Genomic DNA, 18,997 nt, shown 5'->3' with positions numbered 1-18,997 from the left:
TTTAAACACTTTTTCGTGCTTTAAAAAGTCCCGAATTCTCGGGACAAATTTAGTTATTAATTGTTTACAACAAAATATTTTTTTTCTTTCGAAAAATATTACATTTTTGAAATTTTATTGGTAAAATCATGAAGTCGTTTGGCTAGATTTTCATCGGTATTAACCAATGGCAAACGAACCGTATTCTCAGACAAACCTAATGATTTAAACACTTCTTTAATTCCGGCCGGATTGCCTTGTTCAAAAATCATGTCGATGGCATCGGCTAAAAGGTAATGCAATTGGTAAGCTTCTGCTACTCTTTTGTTTAAGCCTAAATGCACCATTTCAGAAAATTGTTTTGGAAAACCTTCAGCAATTACCGAAATAACACCAGCGCCACCGGCTAAAACCATTGGCAACGTAATCATGTCATCACCTGAAATCACTAAGAAATCTTTTGGCTTGCCTTGAATCAATTTCATCGCTTGAACAATATCACCGGCAGCTTCTTTTACAGCTACTACATTTTTAAATTCGTTGGCCAAACGAATAATGGTTGACGGCAACATATTGCTGGCCGTTCTTCCCGGAACATTGTATAAAATAATCGGAAGTGGTGAAGCTTCAGCAATTGCTTTAAAATGTTGATAAATGCCTTCTTGGGTTGGTTTGTTATAATAAGGAGAAACCGATAGTATTGCTACAAAGTCAGAGAAATCTCTTGATTTTAATTCGGCTACAACCTCACTGGTATTATTGCTTCCAACCCCTAAAACCAAAGGCAATCTTCCTTTATTGGCCTCAACAATTGTCTTGATTACCAATTCCTTTTCATCCTTAGTCAATGTCGCTGTTTCTGCAGTTGTACCAAGTACAACCAAATAGTCAATTCCGTTGTCAACTTGGAAGTTAACAATGGCTTTTAAGGCGTCAACGTCTACTGAAAAATCTGATTTGAAAGGTGTAACAAGAGCAACTCCGGTACCAATTAATGATTGCATTTTAAATTTTGTTTAGAATTTTTAAATATTTGAATAGTTCGTCCATAAAGACTTTGTAATTTTCGGCATTGGTGTTAATCATAAAATGGTTTAACCTTTTGTCTATAGAAGCAAAACCAACTTTAAAACTGGCCTTTGACAAATGAGAAACCAACAATAAAGCTACTTTTTCAGTATCATAATAATTGATTAGCAAATCAAATGGTTCAGCGATAAAATCATTGACTTCTTTTTTATCTACTGTTCCGTGCCAACTCAAATCTTTGTGGCTGAAAGTTGGATAATCAAAGACTTCATTTTTTTTAATTTTGTTTTTGAAAACCAAGACTTTAATATCGTTTTCAGAAATTCCGTTTTGGATTAGCTCACGAACCATAGCTTCTCGCTCATAAAAGTAAGTTTCATCAAAAATAATCCCAACCGTTCTGATAACACTATCCGAAGCCAAATGTTTAACATTTGATAAACTATTTTTAACTATTTTTTTTGTTGAAAAATCCTTTAAGTAATTTAAAAACATACTACTTTTACTTGAATTACAAAATTACTAAAATTAGCGCCAAAAGCGATGGTAAAACTAAAAAACTATAACGTTGTATTGAAACATTTTGTTTTATTATTAACATTTACAAGTCTTATTTCCTGTGCGGAAAAAAAATATACTGTTACCCGAATTGAAGGCAAAGAAATTGAAATCAATTCAACCAGTACAGAAGATACTGAATTTGAAAACTTTATCAAGCCTTATCGCGATAATATTGACAAAGATTTGAGTTTGGTTTTAGCCAATGCACCGGAAACGATGGATAAATCAGGTGAATGGCAAACGGCTATGGGTAATTTTTTATCCGATATTACTTTTGATAAATCAAATGCTATTTTTCAACTAAGAGAAAAGAAATCAATCGATATTTGTTTACTCAATCATGGCGGCATCAGAACTATAATCTCAAAAGGCAATATTACAGCCAGAAATGCTTACGAAATCATGCCTTTCGAAAATAGCGCATTTGTCATCGGTTTAAAAAGAGAACAAATTCTCGAGATGGTCAATTATATCATTTCCGAAAAGAAACCGCATCCTTTAAAAGGTTTGACTTTTACTATTGGTAAGGATAATCAGCCTAAAAACATTCTAGTAAACGGAAAAGCATTGGAAAATGATAGAATCTATTATGTAGTGACTTCAGATTACCTTGTTAATGGTGGTGACAATATGCTTTTCTTTAAAAAAGGTGTTGAAAAATTTGATTTAGATTATAAACTTCGAAATATCATCATTGATTATTTCAAGGAAAATAAAATCATTACAGCCAATAAAGACATCCGAATCAGCAAAGAACTTTAAGATGAAAAGAAGAGATTTTATACAGAAAACAGCAGTGAGTTCGGCTATGTTAGGACTTGGCGGACTTTCATTAAGCAGTTTCAAAACTTTGAATACTAAGCATCTTACAATTTTACATACTAATGATGTTCACAGTTATATTGATCCTTTTCCAGCGAATCATCCCAAAAACCCTAATATGGGCGGTGTCGCCAGAAGAGCGGCTTTAATTGAAAACATTCGAAGAGAAAATCCGAATGTATTGTTGTTAGATGCCGGCGATATTTTTCAAGGAACACCTTATTTTAATTATTACGGAGGCGAATTAGAATTCAAACTGATGAGCATGATGAAGTATGACTTGGCAACCATTGGCAACCATGATTTTGACAACGGCATTGACGGTTTATATGCGCAATTGCCGAATGCCGGTTTTGAGTTTGTTTCAGCTAATTATGATTTCAAAAACACAGTGATGAACGGTCATATGAAACCTTTTAAGATTTTTGACAAAGACGGAATCAAAGTTGGCGTGTTTGGACTCGGAATCAGTTTAGAGGGTTTAGTAGATAAAAAGAATTATAAAGAAACCGTTTATAATGATCCGCTTACCGTTGCTCAAGACATGTCGCGTATTTTAAAACAGGAAAAAAAATGTGATTTGGTGATTTGTCTTTCTCACATTGGTTACCAATACAAAAACGAGCCAGATAAAATTTGTGATACCAAACTAGCGACTTTAACAAAAGATATCGACTTAATTATCGGTGGACATACTCACACTTTTTTAGACAAACCAACTGTTTTAAAAAATGTAGTAGGCAAAGATGTATTGGTCAATCAAGTAGGCTGTTATGGCATAAATTTAGGCCGAATAGATTTCTATTTCGAAGAATCTAAATCGGTTACAACCCACGGAAAATCAATTATTGTTTGATTTCTCTGCAATTATTACATATTTATAAAAGGAGAAAAAAGCCAATGCATTAAAAGTCATGGCCAAAGGTCGAAGTAACTTTTGAAATTCATTGACTAAAAAATATTTTTCAATAAAAACCGAAAACTGCAACATCACAAAAAGCAAAACCGCTATCAATAAAACCGAGTTTTGTTTATTGTCATTCATGACATAACTAGAAAGAGCAATTCCCGCAAATACCGAAATTAGAATGTTTTGCAGCATAAGTAAATAAAAACTATTTTCCGGAATATCATTGGTTTCTATAAATAAGTAAAAGAAAATAAGTAAAAACGGAAGTGTCGCTATCAGCATCGGAATATAATCTTTTACTTTTTGTTGTGAAAAAACAAGGTAAATAATTACAAGCCGATGAATTGTAAAGATTATCAATGCATAATAAAGACAAATTGATGTATTAGGTATAAACAATATGTTTACCACCATTGAAAGCAATAACACAATAACAAAAATGGGATTCTTTTTGGTAGAATTTACAAGATATATTACGACCAAAAATAATGGAATCAGCGGTTTAAGCGAACAAATAAAAGGTGTATAGGCGAAGTATTCTGAAACAACTTCAAAGAAGGCTATGATGAAATAGCCAAAGGTCAATGACTTTAGTATATTGTCTTTTTTAACCATAGAAAATTGCTTACGGATATTAAAGTTAACACAAATTATAATACAAAATGATTCTTGGTCTTTAAAGTTTTAAGTCAGCATGGCTAAAAAATCATCTTCAGAAATAATCGGCACTTTTAATTGATTGGCTTTTTCTAATTTGGCCGGACCCATATTATCTCCAGCCACTACGAAATCAGTCTTTGCCGAAATCGAGCTGCCTACTTTACCTCCATTATCTTCTATGGCTTTTTTCAAATCATCCCGAGAAAATTTTTCGAACACACCGGAAACTACAAAGGTTTTGCCGGCGAGTTTATCTGTTGCATTCGGATTGTGTTTTTCAATCAACTCTAATTGTACACCAAACGCTTTTAAACGTGTAATGATTTTGACATTCTCTTCATTTTCAAAGAATTCGATTACACTTTGGGCAATCTTCTCACCTATTTCATCCACCAAAATCAAGTCCATTAAAGAAGCGTTTTGAATTGCCTCAATCGATTTATAATGTTTGGCTAACTTCTTGGCAACCGTTTCGCCAACATACCGAATTCCAATCGCATACAAAACCCTTTCAAATGGTACTTCTTTAGATTTTTGTACACCATTAACTAAATTCTCAGCCGATTTTTGGGCCATTCGTTCTAATGGTAAAATTTGGTCGACGGTCAATTCGTATAAATCAGCGTAGTCTTTTACTAAACCATTATTGAAAAGCAATGCTACTGTTTCTCCGCCAAGACCTTCAATATCCATTGCTTTGCGCGAAATATAATGCTGAATTCTTCCTATAATTTGCGGTGGACAACCATAAAAATTAGGACAATAATGATTGGCTTCGCCTTCTTTTCTTTCTAATTTAGTCTCACATTCCGGACAGTGCGAAATATATAGCGTTCTTTCTGAATCCGGATTTCTTTTGGCCAAATCAACCGCAATGATCTTCGGAATGATTTCACCGCCTTTCTCTACAAAAACGGTATCGCCAATTCTGATGTCGAGCTTTTCAATTTGGTCAGCATTGTGTAAAGATGCCCGTTTTACAATGGTTCCGGCCAATTGTACCGGTTCTAAATTGGCCACCGGAGTTATTGAACCTGTTCGTCCCACTTGATAAGAAATTGAATTTAATTGGGTAGAAACTTGTTCGGCTTTGAATTTGTAAGCCATTGCCCAACGCGGTGATTTGGCGGTGTAACCCAATTCATCTTGATGTTGAAAACTATTGACTTTAATTACAACGCCATCGGTTTCATAAGGTAAATTATGCCTGTGTTCGTCCCAATAATTGATGTATTCGAAAACCTCTTCTAAACTGTTTGCTAGTTTGGCTTCTTTTGGCACTTTGAAACCCCAATTTCTAGCCGCTTCTAATCCTTCGTATTGGGTTTTGATATTGAGGTTGTTGCCAACAATAAAGTACAACAAACATTCGAGCGGGCGTTTGGCTACTTCGCTACTGTCCTGTAACTTCAAACTTCCGGAAGCGGTGTTTCTTGGATTGGAATAGGGTGTTTCGCCGATTTCGATTAGTTCTTGGTTCATTTTTTCGAAACCTTCATACGGCAAAATGATTTCGCCACGAATGTCAAATCGGTCGGGAAAACTGCCTTTTAATTTAAGTGGAATCGACTTAATTGTTTTGATATTATTGGTAACATCATCGCCTTGAAATCCGTCGCCTCGTGTAATGGCTCGTTTTAGTTTTCCGTTTTCGTATGTTATAGAAATCGAAGCGCCATCATATTTCAATTCGCAAGTATATTGTAATGGCACATTTCCTAAAACTTTTTGGATTCGGGTTTCCCAATCGGTTAAATCATCTGTAGAATAAGAATTATCCAAAGAGTACATGCGGTAATCGTGTACGACTGTTTGGAAATTTTTGGTAATTGTTCCGCCAACGCGTTGTGTCGGGGAATTTTCGTCAAAAAATTCAGGATGCTGATTCTCTAAGTCTTGAAGTTGTTTTAGTTTTTGGTCAAATTCAAAATCAGAAATCGTAGGGCTATCTAACACATAATAGTTATGGTTGTGTTGGTTGAGTTCATCTCTTAAATCCTGAATAGTGGTTTGAATGTCCATAAATTGATTTGGTGATTTGCTTGCGCTAAAAATAACAATTCTATTCCAAAATTAGGATTAAAAACAAAAAAACCACTCCTTTCGAAGTGGTTTTTTACCATGAATTTTTGGTAGTTATTTTTGGATAATAATAAAATCGGAACGACGGTTTTTAAAATGTTGCTCTTCAGTACATTTCACACCATTACTGCATTTGTTGGTCAAGCGACTTTCACCGTAACCAATGGCGCTTTCAATTCTCGATGCATCAATTCCTTTCGAAATGATATACATTTGAGTCGATTTGGCTCTGTTGTCAGACAAGGTCATGTTATAAGCATCTTTTCCGCGAGAATCGGTATGCGATTCAATTTTTATTTTCACATTCGGGAAATTTTTCATTACAAAAACCACTTTATCTAATTCAACTGCTGCTTCAGGTGTTACATCATATTTATCATAATTAAAGAATATCGGGTTTACATCTACTTTTTCTTGTCCTTTTTCTACCACAATTAAATCTTCAAACTTGCTCAACTCAAAGTTGATGTCTTTCACTTTTTCCAAATTAGTTTTGGTGGTTTCAACAGTTCGTTCTTCGCTACTGTGATTTGGCTTAGAAGCGACCAATTTGAATTTCTTACCACAAGGCAATTTGATAATATAATTGCCATTAGCGTCAGTCTTTGTTTGATTTGTAGCATCACCAAAAGCGTCATAAGCGATAATAATTGCATTATCTATGGCCAATTTAGATTTTGAGTTGATGACTTTACCTGAGACGAATTGGTCACATTCCGGTTTTACCTTGGTAAAATAATAAATGTCATCATCGCCTTTTCCTAAAGCTCTATTAGAAGAAACGTAACCAAAAGTATCTGTTGCATCAACGATATAAGCAAAGTCATCTTTGTTACTATTTATTGGTGCACCGAGGTTTCTTGGCACCGAGAAATTTAAACCGCCTGAAAATTTACTTTCATAGACATCTAAATCTCCCCAACCGTAATGACCGTCAGAAGAAAAATACAAAGTTCCGTTTCGAAAATAAGGAAATAATTCGTTACCGATAGTGTTTACTGTTGGCCCTAAATTTTGTGGCGTGCTCATGGTTCCGTCTTCGGCAATTTGAACAACATACAAATCGGTTTCACCATACCCGCCGGGCATATCGGATGCGAAAAACAAGCATTTTCCGTCTTCGCTTAATGATGGATGTCCAACCGAATACTTATCGCTATTGAAGAACAGTTTTTCGGTTTTGACCAGTTTGTCTTCTTCAATTTTACCTCTGATGATTTGGAAATTATTAGTTCTGGATTGGTCGATAATCAGTTTCTTATCTTTCACGATATTAGTGGTATAATAAACTGTTTTCCAATCCGGACTGAATGTTGCTGTAGCCTCATGGTATTTGGTCATCACATTAGGCAAAAAAAGTGATTCATTGAACAAACTTCCGTCAGCTACATTTCTTTCAGCCAAATAGAGATTCAAGAAAGGTTGTTTGTTCCAACTGTATAACTTTTCGCCATGCTTTGTGGTGTCTTTACTTGACGCATAGACAATCTTATCACCATAAAAAGCCGTTCCAAAATCAGACTTATTGGTATTAATATCCAGATTTTTTACTGTATAAAGCGGTTTGGTCTTAGCCAAACTATCCATTTGACGTTTTTGATTTACGAAGCGTGCTATTTCTTTTTCGTCACCCTTTTTATTCAAAAACTCTCTGGTTAGTCTATCGGCTTTTTCATAATCCATTACCCCTTTCAAAGATTGAATATAGCGCAGAAAATAACCATCAGAAATGGTTTGACCTTGAATATCATAAAGTTTCTGATACCACTTAAGTGCATTTCTGTTGTCATCGGTATAATAATAGGAATCGGCAACATTCTTTATGGTTTGTGCTCCTGGTTTATCAACGTTTTTCAGATACTCTTCATAAGCTTTTGCGGCGTCAACATAAGCCATTGTCTTAAAAAGATGGTCTGCTTTTTTCAATTTCGTTTGTGCAAAACCTGATGACAAACAAAAGAACATAATTAGGATATATATTTTTTTCATGATTTCAGGGTTTTAGAAAAATCTCGGAGATTTTATTTGTTGGGATTTCTTTTGCAATTGATAACGAAGAATAATCTCGTGAGAGCCATCGTTGTATTTATTCAAATCGGTTACAGTGTAATCATAGGCATAACCAATATACAAGCTATTGGAAATTTGAAAACCTGCCAAGGCACTAACCGAATCATCCAAGCGATGAGAAACACCAAGTGTAAATTTCTCTTGAATTAAAAAATTCGCCGAAATATCCATTGACATAGGCGCACCGCTAACAGCCTTTAGCATGTAAGCAGGTTTGAATTTTAAATTATCTGAGAAATTGAAAACATAGCCTCCGATAAAATAATAGTGAAGTCTGTCGTAATCAATAGCTTCTTCTACATCATCGTAATAATTACCTCTGATAAAACTTGGTACTGAAGCTCCGATATACCATTTATCACTGTAGAAATACAAACCGGCACCTAAGGAAGGTTTCATTTTGTTATCGATATTTTGATTCAACAAAACATCAATCGGATCATTGTACCTTCCTCTTGTCCAGTCGACATTCAATACTCGCATTCCTGCTTTAAGTCCAAATGCCAATTTTCTTTCGTTAGGAAATGCAATGCTATAAGAGAAATTTCCATCGATGTACAACTCGTTTGAAGGTCCGAGTTTGTCATTAACAATGCTAAACCCTAAACCCACTTTGTCATTTCGCATAGGAGAATGAATGGCGAAGGCTTGAGTTTGAGGTGCGCCATCGATACCAATCCATTGAGAACGATGTAAAAGAACGGCTTCCAATGAACCGGTTGAACCAGCATAGGCAGAGTTGACAGTCATAGTGTTATACATATACTGAGTATATTCCGGGTCTTGTTGCGCCTTTATGATAAAAGGACAAAAGATGTACAGCAATAAAAAGTGTACTTTATTGATATTTATATATGGTTTCATACTTTTTCTATTTAGTTTAATAATTAAGAAAATGATTGTAATGCTATCTTGTGATGGCTAACCAACCCGTTTTCGGAGTTGAATTATCACCAATATCGAGGATATAATAATAAGTCCCGGTTGGTAACTTTTCCTCTCTATTGAGAACTCCTGAAACGTTGGCAGTTCCGTCCCAATCATTGCTATAGGCCTTTTTATCATAAACTAAAGAACCATATCTATTGTACACACTTAGTTTGTTATTTGGATAATTTTCTATACAATCAATGGTGAAAGTATCATTAGCACCATCGTTATTTGGGCTAAATTCATTATAAACGACTAAACAAATAGGGCTAACTTCACTATCATCACTATTATTAGAACCATCAGAATCAGTAGGGTCTGAAATATCTATTGTGGCTACATTCAAGTAATTTCCGGTTGACAAGACTTTAACTGTGACTGTTAAAACCGCACTTGTATTGGCCGGAAGTACCGGAATATTCCATATTCCTGTTAGGTTGTTATAAGTTCCTACTGTGGTTGTAGCACTTATAAAACTGTATCCTGATGGCAGATTTTCATTAACGATTACGTTTAAAAATTGACCGCTTCCAATATTATTGACAGTAATAGTAAAAGTTACATTATCATCAATACTTGGCGTAGGATTATCAACATCTTTACTGATGGTTAAATCAGAGCAAGTTCGAACAATTAAGTTGAAAGAAGCATTGCTATTTCCACTACAACTATTAGAATATGAAACACTAACATTTCCTTGACCAATAGCCAACCACGAAATAGTAATAGTGTTATCGGTTGATTGTCCGCCGGAGATAATTGAACCATTGGTTACGGTCCAAACATAATTATCCATTCCTGGATTTGTAGTGTAAGTAACTTGTTCAAAAGCACATGCTTCGTTTCCTCCGCCTAAAATCTCAGCTTGACCACTTCCATTGAAAGTCACCAATATGGCCAATCGAATACTGCTTTCACATCCTGTATTGGTGTCAACTATTGCAGCATAATAAGTAGTTCCGTTTACTAAAGGAGTTGATGTTGTCAATTGACTACCACCAATAGCATTTGCATACCAAACAATATTGCTTTCATTCACTTGAAGATTAGCAATTGTTGGTGCATCAACCAAACAAAAGGTTTGAGTAGTATCATTGGTTGTTGGTGTTCCCGGATTAGAAAGCGTTACGCTTACTGCTAATCTCGTAACACTCTCACATCCGGTGGATATATCTAATAATGAAGCATAATAAACACTGCCATTTGTTAGGACTGTTGTTGTTGCTAATGGACTACCGCCAGTAGCATTAGCGTACCAAACAATATTGCTTTCATTCACTTGAAGATTGACAATTGTTGGTGTCTCAGCCAAACAAAATGCTTGAATTGCATTAGTTGTTGTTGGCGTACCGGGATCCGTAATAGAAACGCTTATCGCTAATCTAATCGAACTTTCACAGCCTGTTGTAACATTTAATGATGATGCGTAATATACATTACCATTTACCAAAGGAATTGTTGCTGCTAATGGACTTCCTCCTATTGCACTAGCATACCAAATAACATTAGTCTCATTCACTTGAAGATTGGCAATTGTTGGCGCAGCAATCTGACAAAACGTTTGATTAGTATTCGAAGTAGTTGGTGTTGCCGGATCAGTAATTGTAACACTTACGGCTAATCTTTCGATACTCTCACATCCAGTTACTGTATCTGTTAAAGCGGCAAAATAAGTATTTCCATTTACTAATAAATCGGTTGTAGCCAATTGACTTCCATTGGTACTGTTTGAATACCAAACTATATTGCTTTCATTGACTTGCAAATCAGCCACACTTGGAGCATCAATCAAACAAAATACCTGATTTGTATTCGAAGTAGTTGGCGTTCCAGGATCATTTATGACTATCATCACCGATTTAAATGTTCCGGCTAAGTTCAAACAAGTGATATCACTTTGCATGGCTACATAATAAGTATACGGACTATTGTTGTATGACAAGCCTGTAACGGTTAGCGTGCCATTAGCCGCTACTGAAAATGTAGCTCCGTCAATTATAGAACCATCAATAATGGGCTGCGTAGTATCATTAGTTAAATACCAAGAAAATTGAGGATTAGAGTTAGAGGTTGTTGGAACTATAACAGCCGGTTGATTGTTGCAAATTGAAGCGTCAGTTGCATTGATGTCTAATGCTGTAGAAAAAGGTAAAATAGTAAATGTAATTTCTTTTCTGTCAGGTTCAGCTGTTTCACAATATTCGTCAGAACTTACGCCTAAATAATAGGTGTAGGTTCCCGGTGTTAATCCTGACACAGTTAGCAAAGAACTTGTTTCACCTGCAATAGATTGAACTGTTGTTCCGTTTAAATAGTACCAATGAAAAATTGGATTAGTTATGGTAATGGCCGAATTTAACTCAGCTTGTAAAAGAATCGTTCCTGTGGTGCTACAAAGAGTAGTATCTATAGCTCCATTTATCAAAACTTGCGTAATGGCAGTTTCGGGAGCTGTTTCTCCAACATTTAAAGTTACTCTACCTCTATCATAAACGGCACAACCGAAACGGAACGACTGAATGTAAAAATCATGTAATCCTGGACTTAAATTCGCCGGAACCGTAAAACTCATTCCTGTCGAAACTATGTTTCCTCCTATTTCGGCATCATACCAAATAAATGTTGTACAATCAACCGGCGCTATACTTAACTGTACTACTTGACCCGGACAAACATTTATGGTGTTTGTTGCATCGCCACCAATAACTGAAGTATCAGCACGTCGATTTACATCGTGTATTCTTAAAAAATCTAGCACGTCAACAGTGCCGCCAAAACGAATAGCTATTCTGTCATAAGGCATTGTTTGCGGTTGCACAACCAAAGCATATAAATTACTGCTTATAAGTGATAAACTTAACAAACTGGAATTATGATCAATTGGAGGTCCAACAGGAGAATTACCAAGGTACATCTGAATTGAAAAGCCACTCAATAAAGACAAACTCAAAAGTGTTGATGGTTTAGACATCATAATTTCAAGAGTATCTCCCGCTAAAGTTGGTGTATTGAAAGAAATAGTCAAATCGGCTGCTGCCAAAATACCAGCACCACTATACATCGTCGCATAAGTAATCAAACTAGTATCAACTGCTTCATAGGGATTATCGACACCAACTGTTGCAGTAGTTATTCCAACACCTAAATCATAAGCGCCATAGAAAACATCTTCTATATCTGATACACTACAAGTGATTTGAGCAACTTGTTTGTCATAATAAGCTTCATACACATTTACATTTTGTGCAACACTGGCCACAGAACCTACAATGATTCTAATTCCATCATAATCTTGTGGTCCGCTGAGGTTAGACGGCACAAAAGTGTATTCGAACACGTTTTCGCCTGATAACAAATCAACTATTGATCCTGAAATAGGCTGGATAAATCCAATATCAATTGGGACTCCCGAAGTATTTCTCTTGGTTCCTACAACAGAGTAAGCACCTAAAGCCACTAAACCACTATAATTAGAACCTAATTTAACATTCACTGGTGTTCCGGCCGGAATTAAATCATCCCATTGTAAAGTTTGCCAAGTAGTTCCAATACCTAACAATCCGATACCGGTAACTATGGTGGAATGAGATTGGATATTTTCATCAATGGCATTACTTCCGTTAAAAACACCTCCGGTAATTATAGAACCCCAACTTTGGGAATCGGCATATTTTCTTTCAGTTAAAATCGGGCAATTGGCAGGATCAATAACTGATACAAAAGCATTTCCTGAAGCCGAACAACTTCCATTACTTGAAATCGCAGTAAAAGTATAAAAACCTGCAGTAGAAAATGGTCCGGCTACGTTTGAAGCTAGAGCGTTACCGTCAGAATCATACCAAACAATCGGTGCATTTGAAGTGGCATTGAAAGTAACAGAGCTCCCAATATTCACCACATTATTAACATTGGTTACGACCAAATTAATTTCCGGATTTACTGTAACGTTAACTGATTGAATTAAAGAAGAACAACTTCCGCTTAAACTTGTTGATTGAACATAATACAATCCCGAAGCTTGAATATTGGCAGCCGCTTCAACAGTAATTGGTGTATTAGTACTATCGAAAAAACTATAAACGATATCACTTGAGCTATCAAAGTTTAAAATAGCATCTCGCAGATTAACACTTCCGCAACCTTCAATAGTTGGTGAAAGAGTCAACGTTAAAGCTGTTGCATAATGAACCGTAACTTGTTTTAAGGTATTTGCCTCGTTTTCACAAATACCATTTACCGTTAGCGAAATATAATAATTATAAGGAGAATTTAAAGCAGTCAATCCTGAAATAGTTAGTTCTCCATTCGCATTATTTAAAACATAAGTAACTCCGGCATCACCCGAAAATCCGGTAGTAATTTCTATGGTCTTTAATTGATCTTTGTAGTATCTAAAAGTAGCGCCACCAATTGATGATGACGGAGAAAGAACAATCAAACCATTACAAGCTTGCAAGGTATCAGGAATTAAAATATCAGCTGCTACGGGTAAACTAATCACGGTGACAGCAACCCTAATTCTTAAAGATTCTTCCGGGCAACCGATTCTTTTGGCAGAAACATAATAATAAGTATTTTGTGTCAAAGCCGGTGTTATAAAAGGTTGACCTGAGCTCAAAGTCGCCAAAGCTGTTCCGCCAACTGCTTGGTCATACCAAATTAATTCGGTTCCGGCACTTGTTGTGGCTATTAAGGCAGCCGTGCTTCCGGAACAAATTGTTGGATTAAGGGTAAAAGTATCGGTAATTATAGGATTTGCCGGTGCACGAGTTATATCATACAAATCCAAACTCTGTGTCAATTGAACATTCAATAAGGAGTTGTATCTGATTGTAATTCTATCAACAGGAACATTTGGAGAAAAAGAAACTGTTGCAATCTGATTGCTTTGAAGCAGTGTCAATAAATCTAAGTTTAAAAGCGAATTTAAACTTGTTGTCATCATCGTATTAGGTCCATTCGAAGCAATAATTTGAATATTATTGGCAACGCCTAACGCCAATAAAGAGGAATCAACTTTCATTCGAATAAAAAACTGATCAGTTGGTTGAGACAATCCATCATAATAAACAGTTTGTTCGATTGAAGCTGCAACCGCTAAAATTCCCAAACTAAGTCTTGAATAATTAGTGGTATTGGCATCTAAAACGTTTTTCGGATTGCTAACACCGGCACCACCTAAACCTAATAGATCCAGATTTAAACCGGAGCCACTATAAGAAGTATAACTTGCCAGTCCACAAGCATCAGGTGTTCCAACATAAAATGCTTCATAAACATCCAATCGTTTGGTATTGCCTAATCCAATTAATGAACCGACTCTGTTAGTCAAACGAATTCTGTCATAAGGTTGCGAAGGCGTTAATGCAATAAAATACTCATTATTAGCATTAATGACAATTTTTAGTCTCTCTAAAGCAAAGTCGTTTAAGATTTGACTATTTCCAATTAGCACTGTTGTAGTACCATTTTTTGCTTCAACGGTGAATTCTTGATTTCCTACCAATAAAACACCTCCAACATCAGATAATAATCCGCCGAGACTTCCGCCAAGTAGGGATGGCAGTATGTTATCATCGGTTTGAATTTTCACATAAGATGTGGTGTTTGCCGGTAAAACTGAATCGAATTTAAGTTCTAAATGTCCTGAGTAAGCGCCAATTCCAATGGCAATTCCTGAGCTAGCTCTTACTCTAGCAGTTGTTGACAAATTACCGTCTGTAGCATTTGAAGCAAAATCAACATTGCTCTGACTGGTAATTGTGGTTGCATAAACCGGTATTGATTGTGCTTCCATTTTTTGTAGAAAGCCAAGTACCATAAAGTAGATTACAAAAAGACATATCCTAAGCTTTTTGTCAGGGGTAAAGTTTAATTCCATTAGCAGTAATTTAAGTGAATATTTAGGGTAATTATTTCCTTAATTAATAGTTTATTGCCTTTGTGGTATTTGTGGTGGCTTTTTGATTATTGTAGGTTGAAGCAGTATTTTTATAAATATTTTTTTTGTTTTATTTTACGGTTTTTGATTTATTTTTTTACGGTTATTTATTCTTCTGTAATCTTTAACTTATATATACAACAACAAACATCCTCTTTTATGTTATTTATCGATTTAATCTGTTAATTAAAGGTTAGAGCTAATATTTTTAACTAATTGTATACTACTTTAGAGGGTCAATTAATATATATTTGTTTTTAATTTTACTGATGCTTAATTTATTATTAACTAAAAAATCATTTGTTAATTTTTACCGACAAATCAGTTTTAAAAAATTTATTAGCTTACCCATTTCAGAGTCATAAAGTGAGATATTGACTTTTGTTATACGATAAAAAAAATACCACAATCGTGAATGTTTTTTTATTACTTATTGCCAACTCTATGAACACCAATAGAGTAATAAATTATTAAAAAAATATTAACTCATATTTTTATTCTCAGGATAAAAGTATAATACATTTTGCGAATATGCAAGAGAAAACATCTCAAAATGCGAATTTAATTTTGCAAAAATTAAAATTTGCCCTAAAAGTAAAGACCGATATAGAGCTTTCTGAAATATTGAATGTAAAGCCAAATACAATTTCCTCTTGGAAAAAAAGAGACACACTTGATTACAGTGGGATAATCGCTATTTGCGAATTATACGAAATTGATTTGAACGATATTTTTTTAAGTAAATCAAATTCTAAAAACTACGATAGCCTAGAAGACGGTACTTTCTTAGTGAGTAGAGAATCCCAATTTCAATATTGTGTAGACAATAAAAGCATCCTGGAAACACTACCGAAATTCACTTTTCCTTTTTTAAGAGGTGAATCGACCCGTGCATTTCAAGCGGTTAGCAACAATATGTTTCCGTTGATTGAAGAGCGATCTTATGTACTTTGTTCAGCAACTGATATTGACCAAGTAAAGAACAATGACTTAGTAGTGGTAATCAGTCAGAAGAAAGGGATTTTCATTAATCGTTTACAGATAACAGAAGACCCGAACACTATCCTATTAAAAAATGATTATGTAGTCAATCACGATATTACTTTTGATAAGAGTGATATCAATGAGTTATGGCTAATCAAAGGCGTTTTGTCATATGACGTCAGTAGAAATAGCAAATTAAAATATCTGACCGATAATTTAAAATTGATGGACAAAGTGCTATCTATAATTAAATAGCACTTGACCAATACAATTTTTATTTTACGACTGAATAATGCCGTTGATTTGAAGGTATAATTGTCCGTCGCTCAAGATAGCGCCTTGCATAATTAAATCGAATATGGAAGTATTTCGACTTTCTTCGTATTCTTTTTTGCCTAAATGGATTTCGACTGTATCGGTAAACAAATTATCGCTTAGCCATTGTAAACCTTTTTTTTCCATAAAATTCACTTCAGTATCTAAAGCTTTTAAAACGATAGACTGAATGAATTTTTCCTGACAATGAAAAAGGAAAATATGGTTTTTGGAAAAATGTTCTAAATATTGAGCGTTGCTCAAAACGCCTTCCCATATTAAATCAGAGAACACGTCTAATTCTTGTTCGGCCACTTCCGGTTTTTCGGCTTTGATTTTGTCCCATTCGCTTTTGTCAATAGATTGGGTAGCCAAGAAGTTGCTGAACTCTTGGTGTAAGGCTTCGAATTGTTCTTTGGTTAGTCTTTTGTATTTCACTCGTTAATATTTTTTGTCTTTTAATGGTCTCGTGTAACCCGTGAATGGGTTCCATTCTTTAAGTGGCTGAGTGCCTAAGTTTACTGAGTTTTTGTTTTGTTGTGTAAAGCCTAGCCCCGATAGCAGTGGAAATCCTTTTTATTTTTAAATAAAAATAAAAAGATTGCAACGTATAGCGGGAATAGCTCCTAAAAAAAAATCCCGACTTACATCGGGACTTTATATACTGTATATCGAAATATTATTTCTCAGCTACAATTTCGTATGGTAATTCGATAACTACTTCTCTGTGTAATCTTACAGTTGCAGCATATTTACCGGTACGTTTAACTACTCCACTAGTGATGAATTTTCTATCGATTGGTTGACCAGCAGTTTCTAAAGCCGAAGCGATATCAATATTAGTAATCGAACCGAATAATTTTTCTCCACCAGCTTTTGCAGTGATTTTAATCTCTAAAGCTTTTAAGGCTTCTGCTAATTTTTTAGCATCATCCACAATTTTAGCTTCTTTGAAAGCTCTTTGCTTTAAGTTTTCAGCTAAAACTTTTTTAGCAGATGGTGTTGCCAATTGAGCAAAACCTTGTGGGATTAAATAATTACGACCGTAACCGTTTTTTACTGTTACTACGTCATCTTTAAATCCTAAATTCTGAACGTCTTGTTTTAAGATCAATTCCATGTTGTTGTCCTTTATTAGAGAAGTTAGGTTCCGATTAACGGGAAACCAACAACTATTGTTTAATTATTATTTTAATAAATCGGCCACGTATGGCATTAAAGCTAAATGACGTGCTCTTTTCACAGCTACAGACACTTTTCTTTGGTATTTTAAAGAAGTTCCTGTTAAACGTCTTGGTAAAATTTTACCTTGCTCGTTAACGAATTTCAATAAGAAGTCAGGATCTTTATAATCAACATATTTGATACCTGATTTTTTGAAACGACAGTACTTTTTAGTTTTGTTGGTTTCAATATTCAATGGAGTAAGATATCTGATATCTCCGTCCTTTTTTCCTGAAGCGGATTGTTGTAAAGTTGCCATAATTACGCTTTTGTTGCTTTTAATTTAGTTCTTCTTCTTTCAGCCCAAGAGATTGCGTGTTTGTCTAAACTTACTGTTAGGAAACGCATCACTCTTTCGTCACGTCTAAACTCAGTTTCAAAAGCAATAAGAGCTTCTCCTGATACTTTAAATTCGAATAAATGGTAAAAACCACTTTTCTTGTTTTGGATTTCGTAAGCTAGTTTTTTCAAGCCCCAATCCTCTTTAGATACCATCTCTGCTCCTTTTGACGTAAGAAAATCTTCAAATTTGCTTACTGTTTCCTTTACCTGAACTTCAGATAAAACGGGATTTAAGATGAAAACAGTTTCGTAATGATTCATAATAAATTTTGTTAAATTTTAAATTGGGCGCGAAGATATAAAATGTTTTTTGAAATACAATCGCAATAGGCCTTAAATCGTCTAAAAGTAAAAAATATCGTTTAAAAGCAAAAAAAATCGATGAAATGTTAGGTGGATTAAAAAAAAGTATATATTTTTACATCACCAAATCTATAATAAATAATATTATGAAACTAAATTGTGTTGTTGTTGATGATAGTTCAATCCAAAGGATGATCATTGCAAAGTTAGTAAATAATCACCCGAATCTACATTTAGTAGGTGATTTTTCTAATGCAATTGAAGCAAAAAATTGCATGTCGGTTCATACTGTTGATTTAATCTTTCTCGATATAGAGATGCCGGTTATCAGCGGATTTGATTTTTTAGATGGATTAAAAGTAAAACCCCAAATTATTTTTATCACGTCGAAAGCAGAATACGCTATGAAAGCGTTCGATTATGATGCTACGGATTACCTACAAAAACCGATAGCTTTAGATCGTTTCAATGCTTCAGTTCGAAGAGCCATGGATTTCCACATGCTTAAGAAAGAAAATCAAGAAGAAGAAGGAGAACATATCTTTATTAAGAGTAACCTTAAGAAACTAAAAGTTTATACCAATAAAATTAAGTGGATTGAAGCTTACGGAGATTATGTAAAAGTAGTAACAGAAGAAGACAGTAATCTGGTACTTTCAACCATGAAATCGTTCGAACAAGATTTGTCGAAAGAAAAATTCATCAGAGTTCACAAATCTTACATCATTAATATTGATAAAGTAGAACGTTTCAACAGTAAGTTTGCGGAAATTGGTTTGACTAAAATTCCATTAAGCCGCAATAAAAAAGAAGATTTAATTAAAGCTTTAGCTATTGCTTAAAAT

The 18,997-nt window shown here is 34.7% G+C and carries 15 protein-coding genes; 4 read left to right on the top strand and 11 right to left on the bottom strand.

All coding sequences use genetic code 11. From position 1 onward, the window contains the following. Positions 1-98: 98 nt before the first annotated feature. On the bottom strand, positions 99-983 hold the full coding sequence (gene dapA / locus ACK4R1_RS13045) for a 4-hydroxy-tetrahydrodipicolinate synthase (protein ID WP_409687820.1): 885 nt from the start codon (positions 981-983) through the stop codon (positions 99-101). A 1-nt stretch (position 984) separates the two neighbouring features. Beyond that, the gene (locus ACK4R1_RS13040; protein WP_409687817.1) at positions 985-1,503 is read right to left on the bottom strand and encodes a DUF6913 domain-containing protein; all 519 of its coding nucleotides are present in this window, start codon (positions 1,501-1,503) and stop codon (positions 985-987) included. Between the two features lie 48 nt (positions 1,504-1,551). Between ACK4R1_RS13040 and ACK4R1_RS13035 the strand changes: the two genes are divergently transcribed. Both ACK4R1_RS13035 and ACK4R1_RS13030 read left to right on the top strand, forming a co-directional pair. Further along, positions 1,552-2,331 (top strand): 5'-nucleotidase C-terminal domain-containing protein, encoded by a 780-nt coding sequence (locus tag ACK4R1_RS13035; protein WP_409687814.1) that lies wholly within the window; start codon positions 1,552-1,554, stop codon positions 2,329-2,331. 1 nt (position 2,332) lies between these two features. Continuing rightward, complete coding sequence (locus ACK4R1_RS13030) at positions 2,333-3,247, top strand: bifunctional metallophosphatase/5'-nucleotidase (protein ID WP_409687811.1); 915 nt, start codon at positions 2,333-2,335, stop codon at positions 3,245-3,247. Here the strand turns inward: ACK4R1_RS13030 and ACK4R1_RS13025 are convergent. The 5 genes from ACK4R1_RS13025 to ACK4R1_RS13005 form a co-directional block, all read right to left on the bottom strand. Beyond that, complete coding sequence (locus ACK4R1_RS13025) at positions 3,233-3,916, bottom strand: hypothetical protein (RefSeq protein ID WP_409687809.1); 684 nt, start codon at positions 3,914-3,916, stop codon at positions 3,233-3,235. The genes ACK4R1_RS13030 and ACK4R1_RS13025 overlap by 15 nt on opposite strands. Positions 3,917-3,985: 69 nt before the next feature. Then, positions 3,986-5,983, bottom strand: coding sequence for an NAD-dependent DNA ligase LigA (gene ligA, locus ACK4R1_RS13020; protein WP_409687807.1), 1,998 nt, complete (start codon positions 5,981-5,983; stop codon positions 3,986-3,988). Positions 5,984-6,097: 114 nt separating this feature from the next. Continuing rightward, positions 6,098-8,032 carry an OmpA family protein gene (locus ACK4R1_RS13015; RefSeq protein WP_409687804.1) on the bottom strand — a complete coding sequence of 645 codons (1,935 nt, stop codon included), beginning with the start codon at positions 8,030-8,032 and terminating at the stop codon, positions 6,098-6,100. A gap of 12 nt (positions 8,033-8,044) precedes the next feature. After that, complete coding sequence (locus tag ACK4R1_RS13010; protein ID WP_409687801.1) at positions 8,045-8,977, bottom strand: type IX secretion system membrane protein PorP/SprF; 933 nt, start codon at positions 8,975-8,977, stop codon at positions 8,045-8,047. A 43-nt stretch (positions 8,978-9,020) separates the two neighbouring features. Then, complete coding sequence (locus tag ACK4R1_RS13005; RefSeq protein ID WP_409687798.1) at positions 9,021-14,840, bottom strand: gliding motility-associated C-terminal domain-containing protein; 5,820 nt, start codon at positions 14,838-14,840, stop codon at positions 9,021-9,023. A gap of 675 nt (positions 14,841-15,515) precedes the next feature. Here ACK4R1_RS13005 and ACK4R1_RS13000 point away from each other — a divergent pair. Beyond that, positions 15,516-16,223 (top strand): helix-turn-helix domain-containing protein, encoded by a 708-nt coding sequence (locus tag ACK4R1_RS13000; RefSeq protein ID WP_409687795.1) that lies wholly within the window; start codon positions 15,516-15,518, stop codon positions 16,221-16,223. Positions 16,224-16,247: 24 nt separating this feature from the next. Here the strand turns inward: ACK4R1_RS13000 and ACK4R1_RS12995 are convergent, their stop codons facing one another. The 4 genes from ACK4R1_RS12995 to rpsF all read right to left on the bottom strand — a co-directional run bounded on the left by ACK4R1_RS12995 (position 16,248) and on the right by rpsF (position 18,110). Beyond that, positions 16,248-16,721, bottom strand: a complete 474-nt coding sequence (locus tag ACK4R1_RS12995) for a DUF6495 family protein (protein WP_409687792.1) — start codon at positions 16,719-16,721, stop codon at positions 16,248-16,250. Positions 16,722-16,962: 241 nt separating this feature from the next. Continuing rightward, positions 16,963-17,403: a 50S ribosomal protein L9 gene (gene rplI, locus ACK4R1_RS12990; RefSeq protein WP_187660527.1), complete on the bottom strand. Its 441-nt coding sequence runs from the start codon at positions 17,401-17,403 to the stop codon at positions 16,963-16,965. A gap of 66 nt (positions 17,404-17,469) precedes the next feature. Further along, on the bottom strand, positions 17,470-17,766 hold the full coding sequence (gene rpsR / locus ACK4R1_RS12985) for a 30S ribosomal protein S18 (protein WP_121313597.1): 297 nt from the start codon (positions 17,764-17,766) through the stop codon (positions 17,470-17,472). A 2-nt stretch (positions 17,767-17,768) separates the two neighbouring features. After that, complete coding sequence (rpsF, locus tag ACK4R1_RS12980; protein ID WP_409687789.1) at positions 17,769-18,110, bottom strand: 30S ribosomal protein S6; 342 nt, start codon at positions 18,108-18,110, stop codon at positions 17,769-17,771. A 188-nt stretch (positions 18,111-18,298) separates the two neighbouring features. Between rpsF and ACK4R1_RS12975 the strand changes: the two genes are divergently transcribed. Then, positions 18,299-18,994: a LytR/AlgR family response regulator transcription factor gene (locus tag ACK4R1_RS12975; RefSeq protein ID WP_121313595.1), complete on the top strand. Its 696-nt coding sequence runs from the start codon at positions 18,299-18,301 to the stop codon at positions 18,992-18,994. Positions 18,995-18,997 lie beyond the last annotated feature (3 nt).

This window comes from Flavobacterium sp., from assembly GCF_046293665.1.
In the GTDB taxonomy this organism is placed as follows: Bacteria; Bacteroidota; Bacteroidia; order Flavobacteriales; family Flavobacteriaceae; genus Flavobacterium.
This window is presented reverse-complemented; position numbering and strand designations above follow the sequence as displayed.